Here is a 26,729-nt window from a genome sequence, read left to right on the forward strand (position 1 = left end):
GGTCGTAGAGCGCCGCGAACCGCCCGGCCGGTCCGAGCATCACCCGCTCATTGTTCAACTGCGTGGTGATCAGACGCCAGCCGGCGTTCTCCTCGCCGACGAGCATCTCGGCAGGCACCCGCACGTCATTGTAGTAGGTGGCGTTGGTGTGGTGCGCGCCGTCGGACAGAATCATCGGAGTCCACGAGTAGCCGGGATCCGTCGTGTCCACGATCAGCATCGAAATGCCTTTGTGTTTAGCGGCTTCCGGATCGGTGCGGCACGCCAACCAGACGTAGTCCGCATCGTGCCCGCCGGTGGTGAACACCTTCTGCCCGTTGACGATGTACTCGTCACCGTGGCGGACCGCGGTGGTGCGCAACGACGCCAGGTCGGTGCCCGCCTCGGGCTCGGTGTAGCCGATTGCGAAGTGAATCTCGCCCGCGAGGATTCCGGGCAGGAACTTCTTCTTCTGCAGTTCGGTCCCGTACGCCTGCAGTGTCGGGCCGACGGTCTGCAGCGTAACCGCGGGAAGGGGCACGTCGGCACGATGTGCTTCGTTGACGAAGATCGACTGCTCGATCGGCCCGAAGCCGAGGCCGCCGAACTCCTTGGGCCAACCGACGCCGAGCTTGCCGTCGGAGCCCATCCGCTTGATCACCGCACGATAAGCCTTGCCGTGCCGGTCGGCCTCCATCTCCTTGGCTTCTTCCGGCGAGATGAGATTGGAAAAGTAATGTCGCAGTTCGGCTTGCAGCTGCTTCTGCTCGGGGGTCAGTTCGATGTACATAGCTCTCCCACCAGATCGAGGCGGTGTGACGGTCCACCAAGCAGTCGGGTCAGGTCCTTGATCGTCGAGTAGTAGCGGTCCATCGGATAGGCGATGTCCATACCCATGCCGCCGTGCAGGTGATGGCACAGCTGCATGACCGGTGGCGCCTGCGAGGCGAGCCAATACCCGAGCACGTCCAGATCCTCGTCGGCGTCCAGTCCCTCGGACAGCCGCCAAACCACTGAGGTGGCCGCCAACGTCAGTGTGCGAGAAGCGATGTACACCTCCGCCAGCTGTGCCGCCACGGTCTGAAATGTCGACAGCGGCTTTCCGAACTGCTCACGGTTGGCGGCGTAGTCGGCCGTCAGCCGCAAGGCGCCGGCGACGACGCCAGACGCGAACGCGCCGATGCTCGCAAGCACCAGCTGATTGACTCGCGTCGCCTCCGCGCCCGCCAGAACGTCATCGTCGGAAACGACGACATCGGTGAACGTCACCGCGTATTCGTCGGAATGGGTGGCCGTCGGTGTCTGCGTGAGCTGCACACCGTCGGCCTTCGGCGACACCACCACGACGCCGGTGTCGGCCGTCACGACGACCCAGTCCGCCTGCGCCGCATACGGAACGCCGATCTTCGTGCCGTTCAGCTTGCCGCCCGCGAGTTTGGCCGTCGGTTTGTCCGGCAGCGCTGCGCCGGGCTCGTTGAGAGCAGGCGTCACGATGGAGCCCTTGCCGATGCCTGCGAGGAAGCGGTCCTGTTGCGCGTCCGACGCCAGGTCCAGCAGCACCGCGGTGGCCCCGAGAACGCCCAACGCCGGGCCGGTGGTGCCGTGCCTGCCGATCTCTGTCAGCGCGGTCGCGAGCTCAGGCAGGCCCACCCCGTCGCCGCCGACGCGTTCCGGCACGGCTAGCGCCGTCACGCCACCCGCGACCAACGCGTCCCAGGTGTTGTCACGCTCCAGAACCGAGGTGACGACGTCAGCGACGGCCTGTTGCCCTTCGTCTGGACTGAAGTCCACCCGAATCCTCCTTGATTCGCCTGCGGGTCAGTGACCGACTGGACACTTCTGTGAGATTGCCGGCTCGCCGGCGCCCGTGTAGTCAACCTGCCAGTGCTTGATGCCGTTCAGCCACCCCGACTTCAGCCGCTCCGGCTCACCGATCGGCTTGAGATCGGGCATGCGATCGGCGACCGCATTGAAGATCAGGTTGATGGTCATCTTGGCGAGGTTGGCACCGATGCAGTAGTGCGCTCCCGTGCCGCCGAAGCCGACATGCGGATTCGGGTCACGCAGGATGTTGAACGTGTGCGAGTTCTCGAAGACCTCTTCGTCGAAATTGGCTGAGCGGTAGGACATCACCACACGGTCGCCCTTGCTGATCTTCACGCCGCCGAGTTCGGTGTCGTCGAGCGCGGTCCGTTGAAACGCCGACACCGGTGTGGCCCAGCGGACGATCTCGTCTGCGGCGGTTTCGGGGCGTTCCTTCTTGTACAGCTCCCACTGATCGGGGTTCTGCGAGAACGCGATCATGCCGTGGGTGATGGAATTACGGGTGGTCTCGTTGCCTGCCACCGCGAGCATCACGACGAAGAAGCCGAACTCGTCGTCCGAGAGCTTCTCGCCGTCGATGTCGGCCTCGATGAGGGTCGTGACGATGTCGTCGGTCGGGTTCTTCGACCGCTCCTCGGCCATCTTCATCGCATACGTGATGAGTTCGAACGACGACATCGCGGGGTCGACGTCGGCGTACTCCGGGTCCTCGCCCGCGGTCATCTCGTTGGACCAGCGGAAGAGCTTGTCGCGGTCCTCCTGGGGCACGCCGAGCAGTCCGGCGATCGCCTGCAGCGGCAGCTCGCAGGAGACCTGTTCGACGAAGTCGCCCGACCCTTCGGCGGCGGCTGTCTCGGCGATCTTCTGGGCGCGGGTTCGCAGCTCGTCCTCCAGCCGTCCAACGGCGCGTGGGGTGAAGCCGCGTGAGATGATCTTTCGCAGACGGGTGTGCTGCGGCGCGTCCATGTTCAGCAGCACGGCCTTCTGCAGGTCGATCGCATCGCGGGTCATGTCTTGCGGCCAGGCGGGGATCGCGCCGTCCGGCGAGCTGCCGAAGACGTCGTTGCGCTTGGACACCTCTTTGACGTCGGCGTGCTTGGTCACCAGCCAATAGCCCCTGTCGCCGAACCCCCCGGTACCCCCTGGCACGTCGACCCAGTGGATAGGCTCGGACTTGCGGAGCTCGGCGAGCTCCTCGACAGGTAGACGCTCCAGGTTCAGGCTTGCGTCGAGGAAGTCGAACTCGGGCGAAATGGGGCAGGGCATAGCGAAGTACTCCTCAATTGCAACGTGTTCTAGTGCCAGTAAAACATGCCTTCTCCGCAGATCAAAGGCTCGGCTGTAACTCCGCTTGTCAGAGTAATGAAACGTGTTCTAGCCTGGCGGGATGGGTAACCCTGTCATCGTCGAAGCCACCCGCAGCCCGATCGGCAAGCGCCATGGATGGTTGTCTGGCCTGCATCCCACCGAGCTCCTGGGCTTCACCCAGAAGGCGCTCGTGGAAAAGGCCGGTATCGACCCCGCCGAGGTCGAGCAGCTGATAGGCGGCTGCGTGACGCAGTTCGCCGCGCAGTCCAACAACATCACCCGGGTCGGCTGGCTGGTTGCCGGCCTGCCCGAGCACGTCGGCGCCACCACTGTGGACTGCCAGTGCGGCAGCGGGCAGCAGGCCAACCATTTGATCGCCGGACTGATTGCGACGGGCGCCATCGACGTCGGCATCGCCTGCGGCATCGAGGCGATGAGCGCGATCGGGCTGGGCGCGAACGCGGGTCCCGACCGTTCGGTGCTCCGACCGGAGTCGTGGGACATCGACCTGCCCGACCAGTTCACCGCCGCGGAGCGGATCGCCAACCGCCGCGGCATCACCCGCGAGGACATCGACGAGTGGGGGTTTCAGTCGCAGAGCAGGGCCAAGCAGGCCTGGGCCGAGGGCCGCTTCGATCGTGAGATCTCACCCATCGAGGCACCGGTGCTCGACGAGCAGAAGCAGCCGACGTCCGAGCGCGCATTCGTGACCCGCGACCAAGGGCTGCGCGACACCACCCTCGAAGGCCTGGCATCGCTGAAACCGGTGATCGACGGCGGCATCCACACCGCGGGCACGTCGTCGCAGATCTCCGACGGCGCCGCCGCGGTGCTGTGGATGGACGAAGACAAGGCCAAGGCGCTGGGCTTGCGGCCGCGGGCGCGGATCGTCAGCCAGGCACTGGTCGGCGCCGAGCCGTACTACCACCTCGACGGGCCGGTCCAGTCCACGGCGAAGGTGCTCGAGAAGGCCGGGATGAAGATGGGCGACATCGACATCACCGAGATCAACGAGGCGTTCGCGTCCGTCGTGTTGTCCTGGGCGCGGGTGCACAACCCGGACCTGGACAAGGTGAACGTGAACGGTGGCGCGATCGCGCTGGGCCACCCTGTGGGCAGCACCGGAAGCAGGCTGATCACCACCGCCCTTCACGAATTGGAGCGCACCGACCAGAGCACGGCGCTGATCACGATGTGTGCAGGCGGCGCACTGTCCACCGGCACGATCATCGAGCGGATCTCGTGACCGAAACGCGGGTCTTCACCGAAGCCGAGCGGATCGCGGCCGCCCAGTCTTACATCGACGCGCTGGTCAACCACGATGCGAACAACGTGCCGTTCGCACCGTCGTGCGTACGCATCGAGTTCGGCTTCAAGACCGGATTCTCGGGGGACCATCTGCGGCGCAGCCTCAACGGCGGCCCCCAGTACCGGGTCATCCGGTCGGCGACACCACCGGAGTACTCCGTCGACGGTGACCAGGTGCGGGCGCGGTTCGACTTGACCACCAAGCCGTCGCTCGCCGGCCGTCGGGTGGGTGCCCACGTCGACGAGACGTTCGTGATCCCCGCCGCCGACGGCCAGATCCACCACATCCGGGCGATCGTCCGCCCGTTTTTGACCACGTCCTAGGATCGTGCAGGTGGACCTGCACTTCTACTTCGATCCGGTCTGTCCGTTCGCCTGGATGACCAGCAAGTGGGTGCGGCTGGTCGCGGCGCAGCGCGACTATCAGGTGGACTGGCGGTTAATCTCGCTGCGAATCCTCAACTCGCACATCGACTATGACGCGCATTTCCCGCCCGGGTACGAGGCCGGGCACACGGCCGGTCTCCGGCTGCTGAGGGTCGCGGCACGGACGCGTGCCGAGCATGGCAGAGCCGTAGTCGGCCCGTTGTACGAGGCGATCGGCACCCGCATCTTCGACACTCCACGCGAGATCGACCCGCTGTCCGGTGCCGAGCAAGGCGCAAGGCGTGTCCTCGAGCCGCTGCTGCGCGACGTGGGTCTGCCCGTCCAGTTGGCCGATGCCCTGGACGACGCGTCGCTCGATGACGAGATCCGCTCGGAGACCGAGGAGGCGCTCGCACTGACCGGCCGCGACGTCGGCACCCCGATACTGCATTTCCAACCGCCCGATGGCACCGCGTTCTTCGGCCCGGTGATCAGTCGGCTGCCGAGCCCCGAGGCTGCAGGCGCGCTCTGGGACCACGTCATCGGCCTGGCGCAGTTCGCCGGCTTCGCCGAACTCAAGCGCAGTCTTCGCGAACGGCCCCAGCTCGCCAGCTTCGGCGTCGACACCGAATCCGTTGGCAAACAGGAGGATTGGCACGGCGGAAGCCGTCGCCTCAAAAAGTAGTTTGCCGGGCTCCGGCCGTGGGCAAGACATAGGCCATGAAAGAGCGACGTTCGATCAGGAACTCACATGCTGTCGTCGTCCTGATGAAGTACTTTGCACGTGCGCATATCTGGGTCTACCAGCGTACGAACGGACTTCTCGGTGCCAGGTTGCTCCGGTTTCCCGCCGCGCTGATCACCACGACCGGCCGGAAGACCGGCGAAAAGCGAACAACTCCGACGCTGTTTCTGCGCGACGGAGAACGGGTGTTGTTGCCCGCGTCGTTCGGCGGGCGCGACTCGAACCCCGCGTGGTACCACAACCTGCGGGAGAACCCCGACGTGCACATCCAGATCCGCGGCGAGCACCTCGACCTGTTTGCCCGTGATGCGACCGACGACGAACGACGGCACTACTGGCCGCGCTTGATCGAGATGTACCCGCCCTATCGCAACTACCGCGAGGCGACCGACCGGGTGATACCGCTGGTGATCTGCGAGCCCTAGTCGACCGCGACAGGCTCCGGCTGCCGCCGCAGCACCAGGTTCAGGCCGGTCGCGATAGCGAATAAGACGGCACCGATGACGATGGTCATCGGGTGCAGATAGAGCAGCGCGGCCGCCGCCGGCGCGCACAGCACCCGTTCGGGCCAGCCCGCCCGACGAATCAACCAGCCGCCGGTCACGACCGCGAGTGCCGCAACTCCCAGCGCGGAAACCGCTGCGGTCCAGGCCATGTCGCCGATCGACCGTAGGCCGAGCAACCCCTCGCCGTTATCGGTCAGGACAAAAGCGAACGGCACCAGAAACGCAGGCAGCGTGTACTTCCACGTCTGCATCATGGTGGCCATCACCCTGCCCCCGGTGATCGCGGACGCGGCGACGGACGCCAGTGCTGTCGGTGGCGTGACCTCCGACAGCACCGCGAAGTAGAAGACGAACATCGCTGCCGCAGGCGCTGCGACGCCGAGGTCCTGCAGCGCGGGCCCGACGACAACCCAGCTGATCACGAACGACGCAGTCACCGGCACAGCGAGGCCGAGCACCGCCACCGCCAACGCAGCGAACAACGCGGTGAAAGTGAGCGTCAGCGCCGGGTTTTCGGTGATTCCCCGTGCGGCACTGACCAGGATCGAGTGCAGCTGCAGGCCCAGTCCGGTCCTGGTGATCATCGCCGCGATCACGCCTGCGGCGGCACAGACGGTGGCCACGGCGAGAACCCCTCGGACGCCCTTGCCGAGCGCGCGGTAGAGCTTGACCGGCGTCAACCGGTGCTCTCGGTCCAGGAACGACAGCGCGATCTGAATGAAGATCGCGTAGACCACCGCCCGCACCGCCGAGATGTCCATCGCGAGGAAGACCACGATCAGCAGCAGAGAGATCAGGTGGTATCCGAACCTACCGAGCAGCCGCCACCCTGACTGCTCGCTGATCTCGACTTCGCGTGTCCCGTACCGGCGGGCATCGATCTCGACGGCCAACAGGATGCCCAGGTAATACAGGATCGTCGGCGCGATCGCCCACACCAGCACGGTCAGGTAGGGCACGCCGAGGTACTCCGCGATGATGAACGCCGCCGCGCCCAGAGTCGGCGGCGACAGGATCGCACCGATGCCCGCGGCCGCCAACATGCCGCCCGCATTCTCCTTCGGATAGCCCGCGCGACGCAGGATGGGCCAGGTCACCGTTCCGAGGCTGACCGTTGTCGCCGTCCCGGAACCGGAAACCGAACCCAGAAGGAATCCCGCCAGCGTCACCGTCCGGCCCGGCGCCGCCCGCGACCTCCGGAACGCCGCGAGGGACAGATCGATGAAGAACTTGCTGGCGCCCGACGTGTCAAGCACCGCACCGTAAATCGTGAACAGCACGATGTAGGTGGCCGCGACGTCGAGCGGCACACCGTAGAGGCCGGTCGACTGGATGAACGACGCGCTGATGATCTGGTCCCAGTTCACTCCGGCATGTGCGATCGCCGCGCCTTGCGGCAGATAGCCGCCGTAGTAGGCGTAGGCAAGCGCGAGCAGGCAGACGATCGGCAGAGCCAGCCCGGTCGTTCGCCTGCAGGCCTCCAGCACCAGCAGTAACACCAGGGTGCCCACGACGACGTCGATCATCGCGGGGGTACCCTGTCGGCTGAGGAACTCATCGAAACCGCCTCCGCCGCCCGCGATTTCGAAAGGGAGTATCGGGTAGAGACAGGCCACGAGGGCGACCGCGGCCAGCAACCAGTCCACGAGCGTCGGATTACCGACCGGCACTTCTTCTTGTTTGTCTTGTTCGTCGTCGTGCTCGTCACCGTCGGACTCGGTCTTTGCCTTGCGCGACAACCGGATACCGGAGCGATAGCACAGCAGGGTCAGTGGCAGCACGGCCGCCAGGAAGTAGATGAGGGAAACCTGGTTGCCCTGCGCCAGCGGCAAGAACACCTGATAGATCGCGGACACGCCGATCAGGACGCACACGGCCGTGACCGCATGACTCACCCACCCGGTCAGCTCGCGGGCGGGCTTCTCTTCTTCATAGGCTGCTGCGGCCGCAGGCGCTGTCTTGGTCGCGGTACCTCCGGCCGGTTCCGGCCGGCCGTCGTCGTCTTCGCGCTCGGTCAGCTTTTCGCGCCGAGTTCGTCGAGTGCCTTCTTGGCACCCGGATGCAGTGGAACGGGATCGGTCTGGCGGGCCGAGTCCAGGCTGATGTCCTGGGCCGCCTTGTTCACCTTGACCAGTTCGGCCTTGTTCTCGAACAGCGCCTTGGTCACGACGCACGCGATGTTGCCGTCCATATCGTCCTTCACCAGAAGCAGGTTCGGCACCACCACCGTCTGCACATCACCGGGTGTCTGGTACGTCGCGGCCGGAATGACCCCCCGCTCATAGATCGTGTTGATCTCCTTGAGCTTGTCCAAAGTGCCTGCGACGTCGATGAACTTGACATTGCCGCTCTGGCTCGTGAAGAGATCGGTGATGCCGCTTGTCGGCAGGCCGCCCGACCAGAACATCGCATCGATCGAGCCGTCCTTCATTCCTTCGACGGTCTTGCCCAACTCCGTGCGCTGCGCCTGGATGTCCTTGGCGGGATCCAGTCCGGACGCCTGCAGCATCCGGTTTGCGATCACCTCGGTGCCGGAATTCGGCGCTCCGGTGGACACCCTTTTGCCCCGCATGTCGGCGACGGAGTTGATGCCGGAGTCTGTCCGCGCGATCACCTGCGTGTAGTTGGGATACAACCGGGCCAACGCCGCAATCGGCTGTGGCGAATCAAACGATTCCTTGCCCTCTACCGCGTCGGCCGCCGTGTCGGCGAGCGAGAAGGCGACCTGATGGGTACCTGCCACCAACTGCTGAATGTTCTGCAGGGACGCCGACGTCTCGGCCGCAGTGGCCTTCAGCTTTCCGCCGCTGCTCTTGCCGATCGCTTCGGCGAGCGCGCCGCCGAGGCTGTAGTAGACACCGGTGGTGTTTCCGGTCGCGATGCTCAGGCGGGCGTCGGAGTCGACCGTGCACGTTGTCGGCTCCTTGGCGGCTTCGCCGCCCTCACCACCTCGTTGTCCCCCGCATCCGGCCAACACCAACAGCATTACGCCGGCGACGACCGGCAGTGTGATCCGCCTCACTTGATCATGATGACCTTCACAGCGAGTTTTCAAACGCCCTTCAGGGATTTCAGAACGACCTTTTCCGGTCGCGTGGCCCTGTTCGACGAGCTCCAGAGCGGCCCGCGCCTCGGATAGTGGTCGGACGTCGGTGACATGCGGATCCAGGCCGCCTGCCCGCACCAGACGCACCAGCTCGGTGAGCCCCGCGGTGCTGCGGTCACGAACGAGCTCGAAGCCACCCAGCTCGACCGCCAACGGCTTGTCAGCCAGCGACGTCAGTTGGGACCGATCGCCGAGCAGTGCCGCGACGGTCCGCAGGGCATCTCCTCCCACCATGTCGAGGAGGGCGTCGACCCCATCGGGTGCTGCCGCACGTACCCGGTCCTCGACGCCTGGAGCCCGCGGGCCTTCAACAGCGTGGAGCCTTCGGGCAAGTCGAACCGGTTCATTGCGTCGTACGCGGTCGCGGCGGCGACGGGCAGCGCAGCGGCGAATTCGGAGACTACCGGCCCTACTTTTTCGACCGTCCCCGCAACTTCCCGACCCAGCACCGTCGGGCCGCGGTGACCGTAAGAGCCTTCGCGCAGCCGCCAGTCGCCTGCCTGTCGGGTCCGCCGATCTCGGTGAAGCCGTATGCGCGCATCGGTTACCAGTGTGCGCTGTGCTGGGGTTCAGGCTCCGTAGACCGGCACGGGCGGGCGCGCTTTGGCCAGCAGGTCGTGGACGACGGGACCCAGTTCCGTGGGATCCCATCGGGCGCCCTTGTCGACCTCGGGCCCGTGCGCCCAGCCTTCGGCGGCGCGGATGATGCCGCCCTCGACCTCGAACATCCTGCCCGTGACATCACGTGATTCCACACTGCCCAGCCACACCACCAGTGGCGAAATGTTCTCGGGCGCCATCGAATCGAAGTCTTTACCCTCCGTCGACATCATGTCGGCGAAAACCGTCTCGGTCATCCGGGTGCGCGCGGACGGCGCGATCGCGTTGACGGTGACGCCATAGCGGCCCATCTCCGCGGCGGCGACCAACGTCATGGCCGCAATGCCCGCCTTCGCGGCGCTGTAGTTCGCCTGACCGACGCTTCCCTGAAGCCCAGCACCGGAACTGGTGTTGATGATGCGTGCGTCGGGGGTGTTGCCGGCCTTGGACTGCGCACGCCAGTACGCCGCCGCGTGCCGCATCGTCGCGAAGTGGCCCTTCAGGTGTACCGCGATCACGGCGTCGAACTCGTCTTCGCTGGTGTTGGCGAACATTCGGTCGCGGACGATGCCTGCGTTGTTCACAAGAACATCGAGTCCGCCGAAGGTGTCGACGGCCGTGGCAATCAGGCCTTCGGCCTGGCCCCAGTCGGCGACGTTGGCGCCGCTTGTGACGGCTTCGCCACCGGCAGCGGTGATTTCGTCAACGACGCCCTGCGCGGCGCTGCCTCCCCCTGCCGGCGAACCGTCGAGGCCGACACCGATGTCGTTCACCACGACGCGCGCCCCTTCGGCGGCGAACGCCAACGCATGCGCGCGCCCGATGCCGCCGCCGGCGCCCGTCACGATGACCACGCGACCGTCGAGCAGTCCCATATTTGTTGTCTCCTTAATTATTTGATGTCGGCGGTTGTCGTTGTCAGGTAGTGCGGCGGTTCGCCGCCGCCGTGCACTTCCAGCGATGCTCCGCTGATATAGGACGCCGCGTTCGACGCGAGGAAGGCCGCGGCCCAGCCGACGTCGGCCGGTTTCGCGAGCCTGCCCAGCGGCACGTTCTTCGCGATCGCTGCGATGGAATCGGCGTCCCCGTAGAAGAGCTCGGACTGCTCGGTCTCGACCATGCCGACGACGACCGAGTTCACCCGCACCTTGGGCGCCCACTCGACGGCCAGGGTGCTGGTGATGTTCTCCAGGCCCGCTTTCGCGGCGCCGTATGCCACGGTTCCCGGCGTCGGCCGCCTGCCGCTGACGCTGGCGATATTGACGATCGACCCGCCACGCGCCTGGGTCTGCATCACGGTGTTTGCGTGCGTCGACACCGAGAGGGGCCCGAGCAGGTTGAGCTCGATGATCTTGGCGCTGAACCTGGCTGACGCCTCCGTGGCGGGTACGTAGGGCGACCCACCCGCGTTGTTGATCACCACGTCGAGGCGGCCGTGCTGGGCGACGATCGCATCGATGAGCGATTTCACCGATTCGTCGTCGCGAACATCGCAGGGACGAAATTCGTACGGCGACCCCTCGACCGGCCGCCTCGCGCACGTCACGACGGTGGCACCCTGGTCGGCGAAGACCGCGCTGATACCGGCGCCAACCCCTCGCACGCCGCCGGTCACCAGGACGATGCGGCCGCTCAGCCCCAGGTCGATGCCCGCCACACCAGCACTGTCAGCCCCGTCGGTCACTGTGCTAGCGTACCAAGCAAGTGCTTGCTTAGGTAGCCGACCCTGCAGGAGACAAGATGTCGATCACCACCAAGTCGGTCGAACCGGGCATCGTCTCGGTCACCGTCGACTACCCGCCCGTCAACGCGATCCCGTCCCGAGGGTGGTTCGAACTCGGGGACGCGATTACGGCCGCGGGCCGCGACCAGTCCACCCATGTCGTGATCCTTCGGTCCGAGGGCCGCGGGTTCAACGCAGGCGTCGACATCAAGGAGATGCAGAAGACCGAGGGGTATACCGCGTTGATCGACGCCAACCGCGGCTGCTTCGAGGCCTTCCGCGCGGTTTATGAATGCGCGGTTCCTGTGGTTGCCGCCGTCAACGGGTTCTGTGTTGGCGGCGGAATCGGCCTGGTGGGCAACGCCGACGTGATCGTTGCCTCCGACGACGCCACTTTCGGCCTGCCCGAGGTGGAACGCGGCGCCCTCGGTGCGGCCACCCACCTGTCGCGGCTGGTGCCACAGCACATGATGCGCCGACTGTTCTTCACCGCCGCCACCGTGGACGCCGCGACCCTGCACCACTTCGGGTCAGTGCATGAGGTGGTCCCGCGTGCCGACCTGGACGAGTCCGCGCTCCGGGTCGCGCGCGACATCGCTTCGAAGGACACCCGGGTCATCCGGGCGGCCAAAGAGGCGCTGAATCTCATCGACGTGCAGAAGGTCAACTCCAGTTACCGGATGGAACAGGGCTTCACCTTCGAGCTGAACCTGTCCGGGGTGTCCGACGAGCATCGCGACGCATTCGCCGGGACGGACAAGGGAACTAAATGAGCGACAAGCGAACAACTCTCGATGACGCGGTAGCCGTTGTCGAGAGCGGAATGACCATTGGCATCGGCGGATGGGGTTCGCGGCGCAAACCGATGGCCTTTGTCCGCGCACTGCTGCGTACCGACGTCACCGACCTGACCGTGGTCACCTACGGCGGGCCCGACCTCGGCTTGCTCTGTTCGGCGGGCAAGGTCAAGCGGGTGTACTACGGATTCGTATCGCTGGATTCGCCGCCGTTCTACGATCCGTGGTTCGCCAAGGCGCGCACCACCGGTGCGATCGAGTCTCGCGAGATGGACGAAGGCATGCTGCGATGCGGCTTGCAGGCTGCCGCACAACGACTTCCGTTCCTGCCGATTCGCGCCGGCCTTGGCAGCGACGTACGCGCGTTCTGGGGTGAGGAGCTACAGACAGTACGGTCCCCCTACCCCACCGACGGCGGCTACGAGGAACTCCTCGCGATGCCCGCGCTGAACCTCGACGCGGCGTTCGTGCACCTCAACATCGGCGACCAGCAAGGCAACGCCGCCTACACCGGTATCGACCCGTACTTCGACGACCTGTTCCTGATGGCCGCGCAGAACCGCCTGCTGTCCGTCGAGACGGTGGTGCCGACCGAAGAGTTGGTGAAATCAGTTCCGCCGCAGGCGCTGCTGATCAACCGGATGATGGTGGACAGCGTCGTCGAGGCGCCCAACGGGGCGCACTTCACCACCGCCGAACCCGACTACAAGCGAGACGAGAAGTTCCAGCGCCACTATGCAGAAGCCGCCGCGTCGGACGAGACATGGCAGCAGTTCGTCAGCACCTACCTGGCCGGCAGCGAGGCTGATTACCAAGCGGCCGTAGCCAGATTCGTCGAGGAGGCGAAGTGATTTCCGTGTCCCGTGCAGAGGTGTGCGCCGTCGCGTGTGCCGAGCTGTTCCGCGACGCAGGCGAGATCATGGTCAGCCCGATGGCGACCATGGTCTCGATCGGCGCACGGTTGGCGCGCCTGACGTTCTCCCCTGACATAGTGCTCACCGACGGCGAGGCTCGGCTGTTGGCCGATACCCCGGCGATCGGTGCGGCGGGCGCGATCGAGGGATGGATGCCGTTCGGCCGGGTCTTCGAGACGCTGGCTTGGGGGCGCAGGCACGTCGTGATGGGCGCGAACCAGGTCGACCGGTACGGCAACCAGAACCTGTCCGCGTTCGGGCCACTGCAGCACCCGACCCGTCAGATGTTCGGTGTGCGCGGCGCTCCCGGAAACACGATCAACCACGCGACCAGTTACTGGGTCGGCAACCACTCCAAGCGCGTCTTCTGCGACAGCGTCGACATCGTGTCCGGGATCGGTTGGAACAAGGTCGATCCCGACAATCCGGCATACCGGTTCGTCAACGTCTTCTGCGTGGTCTCGAACCTCGGTGTATTCGACTTCAACGGCCCCGAGCACACCATGCGGGCGGTGTCGCTACATCCGGGCATCGATGCCGAACAGGTCCGCGAGAACACCTCTTTCGAGGTGCACGGACTGGATGAGGCCGACGAGACGCGACTCGCCACCGCCGACGAGCTGAAGCTGATCCGTGAGGTGATCGATCCCAAGTCGCTGCGGGACAAGGAAGTACGGACATGAGCAAGCTACGCACCCCCCTTACTGAATTGGTCGGCATCGACCATCCGGTGGTCCAGACCGGAATGGGTTGGGTGGCGGGCGCGCGGCTGGTGGCGGCGACATCCAACGCGGGAGGTCTCGGCATCCTTGCGTCGGCGACGATGACGCTGGAAGAGCTTCAGACCGCGGTCACCAAAGTGAAAGCGACCACCGATAAGCCGTTCGGCATCAACATCCGTGCCGATGCGGGCGATGCCGTCGACCGGATCGATCTACTCATCTCCGAAGGCGTCCGGGTGGCGTCGTTCGCGCTCGCACCGAAGCCGGATCTGATCGCCAGGCTCAAAGAGGCTGGTGTCGTGGTGATTCCGTCGGTCGGGTTGGCCAAGCACGCCAAGAAGGTGGCCGGCTGGGGTGCCGACGCGGTGATCGTTCAGGGCGGCGAAGGTGGCGGCCACACAGGGCCGGTGGCCACCACGCTGCTGTTGCCGTCGGTGCTGGACGCCGTGGACATTCCCGTGGTTGCCGCGGGCGGATTCTTCGACGGCCGTGGGTTGGCCGCCGCCCTGTCATACGGCGCCGCGGGCGTCGCAATGGGCACCCGCTTCCTGCTCACGTCGGACTCCACCGTGCCGGACGACGTCAAGCAGCGTTATCTGCAGGCCGGTCTCGACGGCACCGTGGTGTCGACCCGCGTCGACGGCATGCCGCATCGAGTGCTGCGAACCGGGCTGGTGGAGAAGCTCGAAAGCGGTTCGCGACTGCGCGGGTTCAGTGCAGCGGTACGCAACGCGGCGAAGTTCAAGAAGATGTCGAAGATGACCTGGCGGTCGATGATCAGCGACGGGCTACAGATGCGGCACGGCAAGGAGCTGACCTGGTCGCAGGTGGTGATGGCCGCCAACACACCGATGTTGCTCAAGGCCGGGTTGGTCGAGGGCAACACCGATGCGGGCGTGCTGGCGTCGGGCCAGGTGGCCGGGATAGTCGAGGACCTGCCAACGTGTGCGGAGCTTGTCGAGACCATCGTCAACGACGCGATCAAACACCTGCAGGCGGCGGCCGCCCTAGTCGATTAAGACGTTTGCTTCAGTCTTGGCAATTGAAGCTATACTCTTCATATGGCGAGGATGAAGAATAGCGCTTCATCAAATTTGCGGGCGACCCTCATCGGCGACGTCGTCGGTTCGCGGACCGTTGCCGACCGCGCCGGCACCCACCGAGCGCTGAACAAGGCCCTGCGAGACGTCGCCGCAGCGGCGATCGACCCGCCGGCCTTCACGGTCGGCGACGAATTCCAGGGCGCGTTCACACGTGTCGGCCTCGCGATCGATGCGGCGCTTTCGCTGCGGTTGTCCATCGCACCCGACATCGACGTGCGGTTCGGCATCGGCTGGGGCGGGGTCACCATGCTCGACGAGAGCGCAGGCATTCAGGACGGTCCGGGCTGGTGGGCCGCCCGCGAAGCCATCGAGTGGACGGCATCGGCTCAGCGCCAACCCGGACTGACGCTGGTCCGAACCTCCCTCCGAGCCGCAGCCGAGACCAGGACCGACGTCGACGCGATCAACGCCGCGCTGATTTGTCGGGACCACCTGCTTGGATCGATTGACGACCGATCGACACGGATTGTGAAGGCATTGTTGGAGAACCGGACAAAGAAGGACATCGCCGCGGCAGAAGGCATCAGCCCCTCTGCGGTGTCGCAGCGCTCCGGACGCGACGGTCTCGACCTCATCGTCGTGGCGTCGGAGTACCTCCGGAGCGTGCCATGAGCGTCCTTGCGGTGATGCTCATCGCGATGGGCATCGCCGACGGAGTCCGTCGGCTGACGCGTCCGATATGGGTTCCCGCGGTGGTAGCACCCGCCGTGGTCGTCGTATGCGCCGCGCTGTCGGAGCTGTGGCACCGCGGCGACGTGGCGTTGTTGGCGATCGCGGCCGCCGCAGGCGTCGGTTGGGTCCTGCTGGGTGCTCGTGCCGAACGATCCGGCGATCACGAGGGCGCGCCCTTGGCGGTGTTCGGGCTTGCGCTCGCGGCTCTGATCTTGTTGAACGGCTGGGCTTCCGACGTCAGCGGCCTCGTAGAGCGTTGGAGCGCGTGGGTCGAGATTGCCGGCATCGGCGACGTCAGCCCGAACCGGTTGCTGATGATCGTCGGCGCCGTACTACTGCAGTTCGTCACCGGCAACCAGCTGGTGCGGCTGGTGCTCGGTTCGGTCGGTGCCGTGAAACCCGAGGGGCAGCCGCAGCCGTCCGACCGGCTCAAGGGCGGTCGTCTGCTCGGCCCGATGGAACGCACCCTGATCTTCGGGCTGGGTCTGGCCGGTCAACTCGCCGCCGCCACCGCCGTCGTCGCGGCAAAGAGCATCATCCGGTTCCCTGAGATCAACGCCGCGAAGGCCCGCGAGAACGGCAACATCGGCATCGACGCCGTCACCGAGTACTTCCTCGTCGGCAGCTTCGCCAGCTGGATCATCGCGCTCGGCGGACTGGTGCTGACAACCGCTCAGTAGCTCGATGGGCAGCAGATGTGCTTCTCGGTGATCGCTAGAGCCGCTCGATGATTGTGACGTTGGCGGTGCCGCCGCCCTCGCACATGGTCTGCAGTCCGTAGCGGCCGCCGGTGCGCTCGAGTTCATTGAGCATGGTGGCGAACAGCTTTGCGCCGGTGGCGCCCAAGGGATGACCGAGTGCGATCGCGCCGCCGTTCGGATTGACCTTCTCGGGGTCCGCCTTGGTCTCCTTCAACCAGGCCATCACCACTGGGGCGAACGCCTCGTTGATCTCGACGGTGTCGATGTCGTCGATCGACAGGCCCGTCTTCTCGAGCGCGTATCTCGTCGCGGGGATCGGGCCGGTCAGCATGAACACCGGATCGGCTCCGCGGGCGCTGATGTGGTGAATTCGCGCCCTCGGTTTCAGGTTGTGCTCATTGACCGCTTGCTCGGATGCCAGCAGCACCGCGCTGGCCCCGTCGGAGATCTGGCTCGCCATCGCGGCGGTCAGCCGGCCACCGTCGACGAGAGTCTTGAGGCCCGCCATCTTCTCGAGCGACGTGTCGCGCGGTCCCTCGTCGGTGACGAACCCGTCAACGCCGAAGATCTCGTTCTCGAAGTGCCCGGCGCGGATCGCCTCCTGCGCGCGCCGGTGACTGGCCAGGGAGTACTCCTCCATCTCCTCACGCGAGATGTTCCATTTCTCGGCGATCAGCTCTGCTCCGCGGAATTGCGAGATCTCCTGGTCTCCGTAGCGGTGCAGCCAGCTCTTGGATTCATTTGTCGGCGATGTGAAGCCGAATTGTTCCGCGACGGTCATCGCCGAGGAGATGGGAATCTGGCTCATGTTCTGCATGCCGCCGGCCACGATCAGATCAGCGGTTCCCGACATGATGGCCTGTGCGCCAAAAGAAATGGCCTGCTGGCTCGATCCGCATTGCCGATCCACGGTGACACCGGGCACCTCTTCGGGGTATCCGGCGGCCAGCCAGGACAGCCTGGCGATGTTGCCCGCCTGCGGTCCGATCGCGTCGACACAGCCTGCGATCACGTCGTCGACCGCACCGGGGTCGACGTCGACACGGTCGAACAGACCCCGCCACCCGGCGGCCCCGAGATCCACTGGATGCACACCGGCGAGCGACCCGTTTCGCTTGCCTATCGCGGTACGTACAGCTTCGATGACGTATGCCTCAGACATTCTTGGCTCCTTCTTTGGTGATCCCGCCAAGGACGATTGAAAGGTATTGTCGGCCAACTTCTTCGGCCGTCAACGGTCCACCCGGCTGATACCAGCGGACGGAAACCCATGTGGTGTCGCGGATGAACCTATACACCAGGTCGACGTCGATATCGGGTCGGAAGCATCCCTGCTCGACGCCCTGGTTGAGCAGGTTCAGCCACATCTGCCGCTGCTCTTTGTTGCGGGCCTCTACGAACTGGAATTGCGGCAACCCGGAAAGCCGCTTGGCCTCGTCCTGGTAGATGACGACCTGTGCATGCCGGTGCTCGATCGCGTCGAAGGATGCCATGAACAGTCCCTTGAGCCGCTCGAGCGGGTTGGGCTCGGTGTCGACGATCGCCTGGTAGCGATTGAACAGCCAGTCCAGGAAATCTCGCAACACCTCCTCCACCATCTGTTCTTTACTTTTGAAGTGGTGATACAGGCTGCCGGAGAGGATGCCTGCAGAGTCGGCGATATCGCGAACGGTGGTGGCGCGAAGGCCACGTTCGGCGAACATCAACGCGGCGAGCTCCAGCAGCTCGTCGCGGCGACTGACCGCCGGTTGCTCTGTCATGCGCGCTGACTCGATACCGCAATCACCTCGCCGGTCAGGTAACTCGAGTAGTCACTGGCCAGAAACGCGATGGTGGCCGCAATCTCCCACGGTTCGGCGGCTCGGCCGAAGGCCTCGCCCTCGGAGAGTCGGTCGAGCAGATCCGACGAGCTGGTCTTCTCGAGGAACTTGTGTCGCGCGATGCTCGGCGACACCGCGTTGATCCGTACGCCGTGCTCGACGGCTTCGATTGCGCTGCAGCGGGTCAGGGCCATCACGCCCGCCTTGGCCGCGGCGTAGTGCGACTGTGAATGCTGGGCCCGCCAACCGAGCACGCTGGCGTTGTTGACGATCGCGCCGCCGTGGTCGGCGTCCCGGAAGTAGCGCAGGGCGGCGCGTGTCGCCCGCATCACCGACGTCAGCGTCACGTTGAGCACCCGGTCCCACTCCTCGTCGGTCATGCCGATGACCGGGGTCGAGCCGCCCAGACCCGCGTTGTTGACGAGCACGTCGAGGCGGCCCATCCGCGCGGTCGTCGACGAGATCAGCGCATCGACCTGCGCGGTGGACGTCACATCGCAGACCACGCTCTCCACCCGGCCGAGCCCGAGTCCGGCCAGCTGGTCTCTGGTCTCGCCGAGCCGGCGTTCGTGGTGGTCGGAGACGACGACGTCGGCACCCTCGGCGAGCGCTCGGCGGGCAACCGCCGAGCCGATACCGGTGCCTGCGGCGGCGGTGACGACGACGACCTTCCCCGTCAGAAGTCCGTGTCCGTCAATCTCTTTCGGGGCCTGAGAGAGGCTCAACCCTTCACCTCACGGGGTAGGCCGAGCACCCGCTCGGCAATGATGTTGCGCTGGATTTCGTTCGACCCGCCGTAGATGGTGTCGGCGCGGGTGAACAGGTAGAGATGCTGCCACGCGTCGAACTTCCCGTCTTTGGCGACCAGGCCGGCCTTGCCGACGATGTCCATCGCCAGCTCACCGAGATCGCGGTGCCAGTTGGCCCACAGCAGCTTGGACACGTTGTCCTGGCCGGGCTGCTCGACATCCATGGTCGCCAGGGCGTAGGACCGCATCGTCTGCAGACCGACCCATGATCGCGTCAATCGCTCGCGAATCAGCGGATCATCGGCGCTACCGGTCTTCTTGGCCACCTCGGCGAGATTGGAAAGCTCACGGGCGTAACGGATCTGCTGACCCAGGGTCGACACTCCGCGTTCGAATGTCAGCGTGCCCATCGCGACCCGCCAGCCGTCGCCGGGTTGGCCGACAACGAGGTCGGCGTCAGTGCGGGCGTCGTCGAAGAACACCTCGTTGAAGTCCGCCGTCCCGGTCAACTGCACGATCGGTCGCACTTGGACACCGGGCTGATCGAGCGGCACCAGCAGATACGACAGGCCGGCGTGTCGCTTCGATCCCTTCTCGGTGCGGGCCACCACGAAGCACCACTGCGAGAGGTGCGCCATCGACGTCCAGACCTTCTGCCCGTTGATCACCCACTGGTCGCCGTCGAGTTCGGCGGTGGTCGACACGTTCGCCAGATCACTCCCGGCGCCGGGCTCCGAATAGCCCTGGCACCACAGCTCGGTCACGTCGAGGATTTTCGGAAGGAAGCGCTGCTGTTGCTCCGGTGTGCCATAGGCGATCACCGTCGGCCCGAGCAGTTCCTCGCCAAAGTGGTTGACCTTGTCGGGGGCGTCGGCCTTGGCGTACTCCTCATAGAAGGCGACGCGGTGAGCGACCGAAAGGCCGCGACCGCCGTGCTCCTCGGGCCAGCCCAAACACGTCATGCCTGCGGCCGCCAGGTGCTTGTTCCACGCCAGCCGTTCCTCGAAAGCCTCATCCTCGCGACCGGGTCCGCCCAGGCCCTTGAGCGCAGCGAAATCGCCGACCAGATTGTCGGCGAGCCAATCGCGGACCTCGGCCCGGAACTCCTGGACCTCTATCACCCCTGTAGGCTAACCTACCAAGCACTTGCTTTGTTAGAGGAGCATCGATGACGCCGCCCACTGGGCAGGAGCGATGGGCCCACGGCCGAAGGGCAGGGGACGACCCGGAGAGACAGCTGAGGACCATTCCGCAGGTCCTGGACCGGATAGTCGGCCAATTCGCCGACCATGACGCGCTGGTCACCGACGCGAGACGGCTGACCTTCGCGCAACTGCGCGACGAGGTGCGGGTGGCCGCCGCCGCGATGATCGACCATGGCGTCGCCGCCGGGGACCGCGTCGCGATCTGGTCGCCGAACACATGGCACTGGGTCGTGGCATGCCTGGCCACCCACTATGCGGGCGGCGTCGTCGTACCGCTCAACACGCGCTACACCGCAGGCGAAGCCGCCGACGTGCTGGCCCGCACCGGAGCGCCGCTGCTCGTCGCGGCCGGTGAATTCCTCGGCGCGGACAAGACCGCGGGCCTCGACCGCGCGACCCTGCCCGATCTGCGCCACATCGTGCGCGTCCCGGTCGATAAGGACGACGGCACCTGGGACGAGTTCGTCGCCTGTGGCGTCGATTTAGAAAAAGTCGAGCGCCGCGCGGCCGCCGTGCAGCCCGACGACGTCTCTGACATCCTGTTCACCTCCGGCACCACCGGCCGCAGCAAGGGTGCGCTGTGCGCACACCGGCAGTCGCTCGACGCGCCCGCGGCATGGGCGGCCTGCGGACAGGTCACCAGCTCCGACCGCTACCTGTGTATCAACCCGTTCTTCCACAACTTCGGCTACAAGGCGGGCATCCTGGCCTGCCTGCAGACCGGTGCGACCTTGATCCCTCAACTGACGTTCGACCCGGAGAAGGCGATGGCTGCGGTGGCCGAACACCGGATCACGGTGCTTCCCGGACCCCCGACGATCTACCAGACCCTGCTCGACCACCCCAGGCGCGGCGACTATGACTTGAGCTCGCTGCGGTTCGCGGTCACCGGCGCGGCGACGATCCCGGTGGTGCTGATCGAACGGATGCAGTCGGAGTTGGACATCGACATCGTGCTGACGGCCTACGGGCTGACCGAGGCCAGTGGCTTCGGCACGATGTGCCGCGCGGACGACGACGCCGTCACCGTCGCCACCACATGCGGGCGTCCGATCGCCGACTTCGAGTTGCGCATCGACAACCCGGCCGACGACGGCGCGGGCGAGGTGCTGTTGCGCGGACCCAACGTGATGCTGGGCTATCTCGACGATCCTGATGCGACGGGCAGGGCCATCGACGCCGACGGCTGGCTGCACACCGGCGATGTCGGCCGCGTCGACGGAGCCGGGAATCTGCAGATCACCGACCGACTCAAGGACATGTACATCTGCGGTGGCTTCAACGTGTATCCAGCCGAGATCGAACAGGTTCTCGCCCGGCTGGACGGGGTGGCCGAGGCCGCGGTCATCGGAGTGCCAGACGAGCGGCTGGGCGAGGTCGGCAAGGCGTTCGTGGTCACGCTACCGGGCGCTGAACTCGACGAGGCGGCCGTGATCGCTTATACGCGTGAGCATCTGGCGAATTTCAAGACCCCACGATCGGTGGCGTTCCTCGATGCGCTGCCGCGCAACCCAGGAGGCAAAGTGGTCAAACCACGATTGCGGGAGACGGTCTGATGGACCTGGCGTTCGACGATGACACCGAGGAATTCCGGGCCGAGGTCCGCGACTTCCTCGCCGCCAACTCAGAGCACATCCCGACGAAGTCCTACGACACGGCAGAAGGCTTCGAGCAGCATCGTCGTTGGGACAAGGTGCTTTTCGATGCGGGCCTTTCGGTCATCGCATGGCCGGAGCGTTACGGCGGCCGCGACGCCACATTGCTGCAATGGATCGTCTACGAGGAGGAGTATTTCCGGGCTGGAGCGCCCGGCCGCGCCAGCGCCAACGGCACCTCCATGCTGGCGCCGACCCTGTTCGCACACGGCACCTCAGAACAGCTCGACCGGGTGCTGCCGAAGATGGCCAGCGGTGAGGAGATCTGGGCGCAGGCCTGGTCGGAACCGGAGTCAGGCAGCGACCTCGCGTCGCTGCGCTCAACTGCCACCAAAGTCGATGGTGGCTGGAAGCTCAATGGACAGAAGATCTGGAGTTCGCGGGCGCCGTTCGGCGACAGGGCATTCGGGCTATTCCGGTCCGACCCGGAGGCGCAGCGGCATAAGGGCCTCACCTACGTCATGTTCGACCTGAAGGCCGACGGCGTCACCGTGCGGCCGATCGCGCAACTCGGTGGCGACACCGGGTTCGGTGAGATATTCCTCGACGACGTCTTCGTGGCTGACCACGACGTGATCGGCGCCGTGCACGACGGCTGGCGCTCCGCGATGAGCACGTCGAGCAACGAGCGCGGGATGTCGCTGCGCAGCCCTGCCCGGTTCATCGCACCTGCCGAGCGACTCGTCGACCAGTGGACGGCCGACCGAGACCCGGTTTTCGCCGACCGGGTCGCCGACGCGTGGATCAAGGCCCAGGCGTACCGGCTGCACACCTTCGGCACCGTCACGCGGCTCGCCAACGGCGGCGAGCTCGGCGCCGAGTCGTCGATCACCAAAGTGTTCTGGTCGGAACTCGATGTCGCCCTTCACCAGACCGCTCTGGACATGCGGGGACCCGACGGCGAGCTGGCCGACTCCTGGACAGACGGCCTGCTTTTTGCCCTCGGCGGCCCGATCTATGCAGGCACCAACGAAATTCAGCGCAATATCATCGCCGAGCGGCTACTCGGCCTGCCCCGCGAACCCAAGGGGCAGAAATGAACTTCGAGATCGACGAACAGCAGCGCGACTTCGCGGCGAGCATCGACGCCGCGCTCGGCGCGGCAGGCGTTCCCGGCGCGGTGCGCACATGGGCGCAGGGGGACACCGGTCCTGGCCGCAAGGTGTGGTCGACGCTGACCGACCTCGGTGTGACGGCGCTGTTGGTGCCCGAACGGTTCGACGGCATCGAGGCGCATCCCGTCGACCTCGTGGTCGCCGCCGAACGACTCGGCTACTGGGGTGTGCCCGGACCGGTCACCGAATCGATCGCGGTCGCTCCGGTTCTGCTCGCAGACGATGACCGCTGCGCCGCGCTCGCGTCCGGCGAACTGATCGCCACCGTCGCCCTTCCCCCGCACGTGCCGCGCGCCGTCGACGCCGATTCCGCCGGGCTGATTCTGGTTGCAGGCGACGGTGAGGTGCGCGACGGCAACGCGGGCGCTCAACACGAGTCCGTCGACCCGGCACGAAAGCTGTTCGACGCGACGGCCCGCGGCGACGCCCGAAAGGCCGACACCGCCAAGGCTTTCGAGTACGGCGTGCTCGCCAACGCCGCACAGCTGGTCGGTGCCGGCCAAGCTATGCTCGACGCCTCTGTCGACTACGCGAAACAACGCAGCCAGTTCGGCAGGACCATCGGGTCATACCAGGCGATCAAACACAAGCTGGCCGACGTGTACATCGCCGTCGAGCTGGCCAGGCCGCTGGTCTACGGGGCAGCGCTGTCGCTGGCAGACGGCTCCGGCGACGCGGCACGCGATGTCAGCGCAGCGCTTGCGGCGGCGGCCGACGCCGCACTGCTGTCCGCCCGCTCGTCGCTGCAGACCCACGGCGCCATCGGCTTCACACAGGAGCACGACCTGTCACTGTTGCTTCTGCGGGTACAGGCGTTGCGGTCGGCATGGGGTGACCCGACGTGGCACCGCCGCCGGGTATTGGAGGCCTTCTCATGAGTGAAGAACGCGAACTGCTCCGGGACACCGTCGCGGCGCTGGTCGACAAGCACGCATCTCCCGCGGCGGTGCGCCGGGCGATCGAGACGGAGCGCGGCTACGACGAGTCGCTGTGGAAGCTGCTGTGCGAGCAGGTCGGAGCCGCGGCACTGGTGGTGCCCGAGGACATGGGCGGCGCGGGGGGCGAGCTCGCCGACGCCGCTGTCGTCATCGAAGAACTGGGCAAGGCGCTGACGCCCACGCCGCTTCTGGGCACGACGCTGGCCGAGCTTGCGCTGCTTGCCGCCGACGAGGCCGACACCGATGCACTCGAGAAGCTGGCCGAAGGCGCCACAATCGGCACCGTGGTCTTCGATCCCGGCTTCGTGATCAACGGGACGGTCGCCGACATCGTGGTCGCCGCCGACGGCGAGACGCTGACCCGTTGGTCCACGTTCACGGCCACCCCCGTCCCCACCATGGACCTGACGCGGTGGTTGGCGCGATTGGAGCCGAAGGACACCGTGACCATCGGGGCCGACCCCGGGCTCGCTGATACTGCGTCGATCCTGGTGGCGGCCGAGCAGATCGGCGCCGCAACGAAGTGCCTTGACCTGACCGTCGAATACACCAAGGACCGCGTCCAGTTCGGCCGCCCGATCGGCAGCTTCCAAGCACTCAAACACCGGATGGCCGACCTTTATGTCGCGGTGCAGTCCGCGCGCGCCCTCGTCAACGACGCCGTCGCCGAGCCGACCGCCACGTCGGCGGCGCTGGCCCGGTTCGCGGCTAGCGAGGCGTTTTCGAAGGTGGCAGCCGAAGCGGTGCAGATGCACGGCGGCATCGCGATCACCTGGGAGCACGACATTCAGATGTACTTCAAGCGCGCGCACGGCAGCGCGCAGCTGCTCGGACCGCCGCGGGAGCATCTGCGAAGGCTCGAGCCCGAGGTGCTCTAACGTTGCTTCTGATGGCGGACGAGAGGAGCACCTGATCGGCACCGTCTCGCTACGCGCAGGCATCCCACCGTTCTATGTGATGGACGTGTGGTTGGCCGCTGCGGAACGTCAGCGCACGCACGGCGATCTGGTGAACCTGTCGGCAGGCCAACCCAGCGCAGGCGCGCCCGCCGCGGTGCGGACCGCGGCGAAGGCGGCACTCGACAACACAGTCCTCGGTTACACGGTCGCGCTCGGCATCCCCGAACTTCGTGCGGCGATCGCCGGCTCCTATCAGTCGCGGCACGGGCTGACCGTCGATCCCAACGACGTAGTGGTGACCACCGGGTCGTCGGGCGGGTTCCTGCTGTCCTTTTTGGCCTGCTTCGACGTCGGTGATCGCGTCGCTATCGGGAGCCCCGGATATCCGTGTTACCGCAACATCCTGTCGGCACTTGGTTGTGAGGTCGTCGAGATCCCGTGCGGACCCGACACCAGGTTCCAGCCCACTGCGCAGATGCTCGCGGAACTCGACCCACCCGTGCAGGGTGTGATCGTCGCAAGCCCCGCCAACCCGACCGGCACCGTGATCCCGCCCGACGAGCTTGCGGGGATCGCGTCGTGGTGTGCGGAGTCAGGCGTTCGGCTGATCAGCGACGAGGTTTACCACGGTCTGGTGTATGAGGGCGCCCCCGACACCAGCTGCGCATGGGAGACGTCACGGGAAGCCGTTGTGGTCAACAGCTTTTCGAAATATTTCGCGATGACGGGGTGGCGGCTCGGATGGCTGCTGGTGCCGCGGGAACTGCAGCGCGCGGTGGACTGCCTGACGGGGAATTTCACCATCTGCCCTCCTGCGCTGTCGCAGACGGCCGCCGTTTCGGCGTTCACGCCGGAATCGATCGCCGAGGCCGACGCGCTGCTCGATCACTATGCCGCCAACCGGCAGCTGCTGTTGACCGGCCTGCGCAAGGTCGGCGTCGACCGGCTCGCACCGACCGACGGCGCGTTCTACGTCTACGCAGACGTATCCCATCTGACGGGCGACTCACTGGGGTTCTGCTCGAAACTTCTGGCCGACACCGGAGTCGCGATCGCACCGGGCATCGATTTCGACACGCAGCGCGGGGGTGCGTTCGTCAGGATGTCCTTCGCGGGCCCGACCGGGGACATCGAAGAGGCACTGCGACGCATCGGCGAGTGGCTGCGCTGATTCAGCGCGCGCTCCAGCCACCGTCCATGGAGTAGGACGCGCCGGTCACCATTCCGGCGGCGGGTGATGCGAGCCAGCCAACAAGGGATGCAACTTCTTCCGGCTCGAGGAGCCGTTTGATCGCGCTTTCTTTCAGCAGAACGTCCTCGACCACCTGTTGCTCGGGAATGCCGTGCGAACGGGCTTGGTCGGTGATCTGCTTGGTGACCAACGGTGTGCGTACGTATCCCGGGTTGACGCAGTTGCTCGTCACACCGTGCGGCCCACCCTCGAGCGCGGTCACCTTCGACAGTCCCTCGAGCGCGTGCTTGGCGGTGACGTAGGCGACTTTGTACTCGGAGGCACGGAGTCCGTGTACCGACGAGAGGTTGATGATGCGCCCGAAGCCGGTGTCGTACATGTGCGGCAGCGCCGCACGGATGAGCAGGAAGGGCGCCTCCACCATGAGCGCGAGCATGAACCGGAAGCGCTCCGGCGGAAAGTCGGCGATGGGGCTGACGTGCTGGATTCCCGCATTGTTGACCAGGATGTCGGTCTGAAGCGCTAGATTTTCCAACGCGGCTACATCGGAAAGGTCGACGGCCCAAGACTTTCCACCGATCTCATCCGCGATGGCCGTAGCGCCTGCGTGGTCGAGGTCCGCGACCGTCACCACGGCGCCGCGCGCAGCAAGCTCGCGGGCACACGCCGCACCGATGCCGCTTGCCCCGCCGGTGACGAGGGCGGTGCGTCCCTCGAGTGCTGTCATGACAGGAATCGTAAATGAAAAAGAGGGCACCCCGGCCGGGGTGCCCTCTTGTCAG

At 66.0% G+C, this 26,729-nt stretch carries 28 protein-coding genes and 1 pseudogene; 15 read left to right on the forward strand and 14 right to left on the reverse strand.

The features are described from left to right. The 3 genes from fadE29 to QOJ24_RS00015 form a co-directional block, all read right to left on the reverse strand. Positions 1-769: acyl-CoA dehydrogenase FadE29 (gene fadE29, locus QOJ24_RS00005; protein ID WP_526257861.1), on the reverse strand; the 769-nt coding region annotated here is incomplete at its 3' end. Beyond that, a complete protein-coding gene (locus tag QOJ24_RS00010) occupies positions 754-1,770 on the reverse strand; it encodes an acyl-CoA dehydrogenase family protein (RefSeq protein WP_526257863.1) in 1,017 nt (338 codons plus the stop codon). The genes QOJ24_RS00010 and fadE29, both read right to left, overlap by 16 nt. Before the next feature lie 27 nt (positions 1,771-1,797). Further along, positions 1,798-3,069 (reverse strand): cytochrome P450, encoded by a 1,272-nt coding sequence (locus QOJ24_RS00015; RefSeq protein WP_526257865.1) that lies wholly within the window; start codon positions 3,067-3,069, stop codon positions 1,798-1,800. A gap of 121 nt (positions 3,070-3,190) precedes the next feature. Between QOJ24_RS00015 and QOJ24_RS00020 the strand changes: the two genes are divergently transcribed. From QOJ24_RS00020 to QOJ24_RS00035, 4 genes are read left to right on the forward strand one after another with little or no spacing between them, the layout of a single operon-like run. Next, positions 3,191-4,357: a steroid 3-ketoacyl-CoA thiolase gene (locus tag QOJ24_RS00020; protein ID WP_526257867.1), complete on the forward strand. Its 1,167-nt coding sequence runs from the start codon at positions 3,191-3,193 to the stop codon at positions 4,355-4,357. Continuing rightward, the gene (locus QOJ24_RS00025; protein ID WP_526257869.1) at positions 4,354-4,743 is read left to right on the forward strand and encodes a DUF8021 domain-containing protein; all 390 of its coding nucleotides are present in this window, start codon (positions 4,354-4,356) and stop codon (positions 4,741-4,743) included. Before QOJ24_RS00020 ends, QOJ24_RS00025 begins: the two co-directional genes overlap by 4 nt. A gap of 55 nt (positions 4,744-4,798) precedes the next feature. Further along, the gene (locus QOJ24_RS00030) at positions 4,799-5,470 is read left to right on the forward strand and encodes a mycothiol-dependent nitroreductase Rv2466c family protein (RefSeq protein ID WP_526257945.1); all 672 of its coding nucleotides are present in this window, start codon (positions 4,799-4,801) and stop codon (positions 5,468-5,470) included. Positions 5,471-5,505: 35 nt separating this feature from the next. Then, on the forward strand, positions 5,506-5,955 hold the full coding sequence (locus tag QOJ24_RS00035) for a nitroreductase family deazaflavin-dependent oxidoreductase (protein WP_526257871.1): 450 nt from the start codon (positions 5,506-5,508) through the stop codon (positions 5,953-5,955). Here QOJ24_RS00035 and QOJ24_RS00040 read toward each other — a convergent pair. From QOJ24_RS00040 to QOJ24_RS00065, 6 genes and pseudogenes are all read right to left on the reverse strand, one after another. Continuing rightward, on the reverse strand, positions 5,952-8,054 hold the full coding sequence (locus QOJ24_RS00040; protein ID WP_526257947.1) for a TRAP transporter permease: 2,103 nt from the start codon (positions 8,052-8,054) through the stop codon (positions 5,952-5,954). The two genes, QOJ24_RS00035 and QOJ24_RS00040, sit on opposite strands and share 4 nt — an antisense overlap. Then, positions 8,051-9,022 (reverse strand): TAXI family TRAP transporter solute-binding subunit, encoded by a 972-nt coding sequence (locus tag QOJ24_RS00045; RefSeq protein WP_526257949.1) that lies wholly within the window; start codon positions 9,020-9,022, stop codon positions 8,051-8,053. Before QOJ24_RS00045 ends, QOJ24_RS00040 begins: the two co-directional genes overlap by 4 nt. A 156-nt stretch (positions 9,023-9,178) precedes the next feature. After that, positions 9,179-9,376, reverse strand: a pseudogene (locus QOJ24_RS00050) (NADP-dependent oxidoreductase); the annotation flags it as partial. Beyond that, positions 9,316-9,591 carry a hypothetical protein gene (locus tag QOJ24_RS00055; RefSeq protein WP_526257872.1) on the reverse strand — a complete coding sequence of 92 codons (276 nt, stop codon included), beginning with the start codon at positions 9,589-9,591 and terminating at the stop codon, positions 9,316-9,318. The gene QOJ24_RS00055 and the pseudogene QOJ24_RS00050, both read right to left, overlap by 61 nt. A gap of 120 nt (positions 9,592-9,711) precedes the next feature. Next, positions 9,712-10,617 (reverse strand): SDR family oxidoreductase, encoded by a 906-nt coding sequence (locus tag QOJ24_RS00060; RefSeq protein WP_526257874.1) that lies wholly within the window; start codon positions 10,615-10,617, stop codon positions 9,712-9,714. 17 nt (positions 10,618-10,634) lie between these two features. Beyond that, positions 10,635-11,426 carry an SDR family oxidoreductase gene (locus tag QOJ24_RS00065; protein WP_526257876.1) on the reverse strand — a complete coding sequence of 264 codons (792 nt, stop codon included), beginning with the start codon at positions 11,424-11,426 and terminating at the stop codon, positions 10,635-10,637. 56 nt (positions 11,427-11,482) lie between these two features. Between QOJ24_RS00065 and echA20 the strand changes: the two genes are divergently transcribed. The 6 genes from echA20 to QOJ24_RS00095 are packed head-to-tail and all read left to right on the forward strand — an operon-like array spanning position 11,483 to position 16,353. Next, on the forward strand, positions 11,483-12,238 hold the full coding sequence (echA20, locus tag QOJ24_RS00070; protein ID WP_526257877.1) for a (7aS)-7a-methyl-1,5-dioxo-2,3,5,6,7,7a-hexahydro-1H-indene-carboxyl-CoA hydrolase: 756 nt from the start codon (positions 11,483-11,485) through the stop codon (positions 12,236-12,238). Beyond that, positions 12,235-13,113: a cholesterol ring-cleaving hydrolase subunit IpdA gene (ipdA, locus tag QOJ24_RS00075; RefSeq protein ID WP_526257879.1), complete on the forward strand. Its 879-nt coding sequence runs from the start codon at positions 12,235-12,237 to the stop codon at positions 13,111-13,113. The genes echA20 and ipdA overlap by 4 nt, the downstream gene beginning before the upstream one ends. After that, on the forward strand, positions 13,110-13,859 hold the full coding sequence (gene ipdB, locus QOJ24_RS00080) for a cholesterol ring-cleaving hydrolase subunit IpdB (RefSeq protein ID WP_526257881.1): 750 nt from the start codon (positions 13,110-13,112) through the stop codon (positions 13,857-13,859). The genes ipdA and ipdB overlap by 4 nt, the downstream gene beginning before the upstream one ends. Then, complete coding sequence (gene ipdC, locus QOJ24_RS00085) at positions 13,856-14,917, forward strand: (3aS,4S,5R,7aS)-5-hydroxy-7a-methyl-1-oxo-octahydro-1H-indene-4-carboxyl-CoA dehydrogenase (RefSeq protein WP_526257883.1); 1,062 nt, start codon at positions 13,856-13,858, stop codon at positions 14,915-14,917. Before ipdB ends, ipdC begins: the two co-directional genes overlap by 4 nt. A gap of 42 nt (positions 14,918-14,959) precedes the next feature. After that, complete coding sequence (locus QOJ24_RS00090) at positions 14,960-15,613, forward strand: SatD family protein (protein WP_526257885.1); 654 nt, start codon at positions 14,960-14,962, stop codon at positions 15,611-15,613. Continuing rightward, positions 15,610-16,353, forward strand: coding sequence for a hypothetical protein (locus QOJ24_RS00095; RefSeq protein WP_526257887.1), 744 nt, complete (start codon positions 15,610-15,612; stop codon positions 16,351-16,353). The genes QOJ24_RS00090 and QOJ24_RS00095 overlap by 4 nt, the downstream gene beginning before the upstream one ends. Before the next feature lie 34 nt (positions 16,354-16,387). Here the strand turns inward: QOJ24_RS00095 and fadA6 are convergent, their stop codons facing one another. Genes fadA6 through ipdE1 form a run of 4 tightly spaced genes read right to left on the reverse strand, consistent with a single transcriptional unit; the run spans position 16,388 to position 20,064 of the window. After that, a complete protein-coding gene (gene fadA6, locus QOJ24_RS00100) occupies positions 16,388-17,536 on the reverse strand; it encodes a steroid 3-ketoacyl-CoA thiolase FadA6 (RefSeq protein ID WP_526257889.1) in 1,149 nt (382 codons plus the stop codon). Continuing rightward, positions 17,529-18,134: a TetR family transcriptional regulator KstR2 gene (gene kstR2 / locus QOJ24_RS00105; RefSeq protein WP_526257891.1), complete on the reverse strand. Its 606-nt coding sequence runs from the start codon at positions 18,132-18,134 to the stop codon at positions 17,529-17,531. The genes fadA6 and kstR2 overlap by 8 nt, the downstream gene beginning before the upstream one ends. Beyond that, positions 18,131-18,919, reverse strand: a complete 789-nt coding sequence (ipdF, locus tag QOJ24_RS00110) for a (5R,7aS)-5-hydroxy-7a-methyl-1-oxo-2,3,5,6,7,7a-hexahydro-1H-indene-carboxyl-CoA reductase (RefSeq protein ID WP_526257893.1) — start codon at positions 18,917-18,919, stop codon at positions 18,131-18,133. Before ipdF ends, kstR2 begins: the two co-directional genes overlap by 4 nt. Next, a complete protein-coding gene (gene ipdE1 / locus QOJ24_RS00115; RefSeq protein ID WP_526257895.1) occupies positions 18,916-20,064 on the reverse strand; it encodes an acyl-CoA dehydrogenase IpdE1 in 1,149 nt (382 codons plus the stop codon). Before ipdE1 ends, ipdF begins: the two co-directional genes overlap by 4 nt. A gap of 47 nt (positions 20,065-20,111) precedes the next feature. Here ipdE1 and fadD3 point away from each other — a divergent pair, with 47 nt between their 5' ends. The 5 genes from fadD3 (at position 20,112) to QOJ24_RS00140 (ending at position 25,926) form a co-directional block, all read left to right on the forward strand. Next, positions 20,112-21,704 carry a 3-((3aS,4S,7aS)-7a-methyl-1,5-dioxo-octahydro-1H-inden-4-yl)propanoate--CoA ligase FadD3 gene (fadD3, locus tag QOJ24_RS00120; protein ID WP_526257897.1) on the forward strand — a complete coding sequence of 531 codons (1,593 nt, stop codon included), beginning with the start codon at positions 20,112-20,114 and terminating at the stop codon, positions 21,702-21,704. Further along, entirely contained in the window at positions 21,704-22,843 is a 1,140-nt protein-coding gene (locus QOJ24_RS00125) for an acyl-CoA dehydrogenase family protein (RefSeq protein WP_526257899.1), read from the forward strand. Before fadD3 ends, QOJ24_RS00125 begins: the two co-directional genes overlap by 1 nt. Further along, entirely contained in the window at positions 22,840-23,796 is a 957-nt protein-coding gene (locus QOJ24_RS00130; RefSeq protein ID WP_526257901.1) for an acyl-CoA dehydrogenase family protein, read from the forward strand. The genes QOJ24_RS00125 and QOJ24_RS00130 overlap by 4 nt, the downstream gene beginning before the upstream one ends. Next, positions 23,793-24,734 (forward strand): acyl-CoA dehydrogenase IpdE2, encoded by a 942-nt coding sequence (gene ipdE2, locus QOJ24_RS00135; protein WP_526257903.1) that lies wholly within the window; start codon positions 23,793-23,795, stop codon positions 24,732-24,734. Before QOJ24_RS00130 ends, ipdE2 begins: the two co-directional genes overlap by 4 nt. Before the next feature lie 79 nt (positions 24,735-24,813). Beyond that, complete coding sequence (locus QOJ24_RS00140; RefSeq protein ID WP_526257905.1) at positions 24,814-25,926, forward strand: pyridoxal phosphate-dependent aminotransferase; 1,113 nt, start codon at positions 24,814-24,816, stop codon at positions 25,924-25,926. 1 nt (position 25,927) lies between these two features. Here QOJ24_RS00140 and QOJ24_RS00145 read toward each other — a convergent pair whose 3' ends face one another. Next, positions 25,928-26,674, reverse strand: coding sequence for a 3-hydroxybutyrate dehydrogenase (locus QOJ24_RS00145; protein WP_526257907.1), 747 nt, complete (start codon positions 26,672-26,674; stop codon positions 25,928-25,930). Positions 26,675-26,729 lie beyond the last annotated feature (55 nt).

The organism is Mycobacterium sp. (assembly GCF_032159775.1).
In the GTDB taxonomy this organism is placed as follows: Bacteria; Actinomycetota; Actinomycetes; order Mycobacteriales; family Mycobacteriaceae; genus Mycobacterium.

Coding starts and splice junctions, on each gene's coding strand:
- QOJ24_RS00015 (WP_526257865.1), bottom strand. CDS start 3,069: ATGCCCTGCCCCATTTCGCCCGAGTTCGACTTCCTCGACGCAAGCCTG.
- QOJ24_RS00020 (WP_526257867.1), top strand. CDS start 3,191: ATGGGTAACCCTGTCATCGTCGAAGCCACCCGCAGCCCGATCGGCAAG.
- QOJ24_RS00030 (WP_526257945.1), top strand. CDS start 4,799: ATGACCAGCAAGTGGGTGCGGCTGGTCGCGGCGCAGCGCGACTATCAG.
- QOJ24_RS00035 (WP_526257871.1), top strand. CDS start 5,506: ATGAAAGAGCGACGTTCGATCAGGAACTCACATGCTGTCGTCGTCCTG.
- QOJ24_RS00045 (WP_526257949.1), bottom strand. CDS start 9,022: ATGCTGTTGGTGTTGGCCGGATGCGGGGGACAACGAGGTGGTGAGGGC.
- QOJ24_RS00060 (WP_526257874.1), bottom strand. CDS start 10,617: ATGGGACTGCTCGACGGTCGCGTGGTCATCGTGACGGGCGCCGGCGGC.
- echA20 (WP_526257877.1), top strand. CDS start 11,483: ATGTCGATCACCACCAAGTCGGTCGAACCGGGCATCGTCTCGGTCACC.
- ipdA (WP_526257879.1), top strand. CDS start 12,235: ATGAGCGACAAGCGAACAACTCTCGATGACGCGGTAGCCGTTGTCGAG.
- ipdC (WP_526257883.1), top strand. CDS start 13,856: ATGAGCAAGCTACGCACCCCCCTTACTGAATTGGTCGGCATCGACCAT.
- QOJ24_RS00090 (WP_526257885.1), top strand. CDS start 14,960: ATGGCGAGGATGAAGAATAGCGCTTCATCAAATTTGCGGGCGACCCTC.
- QOJ24_RS00095 (WP_526257887.1), top strand. CDS start 15,610: ATGAGCGTCCTTGCGGTGATGCTCATCGCGATGGGCATCGCCGACGGA.
- fadA6 (WP_526257889.1), bottom strand. CDS start 17,536: ATGTCTGAGGCATACGTCATCGAAGCTGTACGTACCGCGATAGGCAAG.
- kstR2 (WP_526257891.1), bottom strand. CDS start 18,134: ATGACAGAGCAACCGGCGGTCAGTCGCCGCGACGAGCTGCTGGAGCTC.
- fadD3 (WP_526257897.1), top strand. CDS start 20,112: ATGACGCCGCCCACTGGGCAGGAGCGATGGGCCCACGGCCGAAGGGCA.
- QOJ24_RS00125 (WP_526257899.1), top strand. CDS start 21,704: ATGGACCTGGCGTTCGACGATGACACCGAGGAATTCCGGGCCGAGGTC.
- QOJ24_RS00130 (WP_526257901.1), top strand. CDS start 22,840: ATGAACTTCGAGATCGACGAACAGCAGCGCGACTTCGCGGCGAGCATC.
- ipdE2 (WP_526257903.1), top strand. CDS start 23,793: ATGAGTGAAGAACGCGAACTGCTCCGGGACACCGTCGCGGCGCTGGTC.
- QOJ24_RS00140 (WP_526257905.1), top strand. CDS start 24,814: ATGGACGTGTGGTTGGCCGCTGCGGAACGTCAGCGCACGCACGGCGAT.
- QOJ24_RS00145 (WP_526257907.1), bottom strand. CDS start 26,674: ATGACAGCACTCGAGGGACGCACCGCCCTCGTCACCGGCGGGGCAAGC.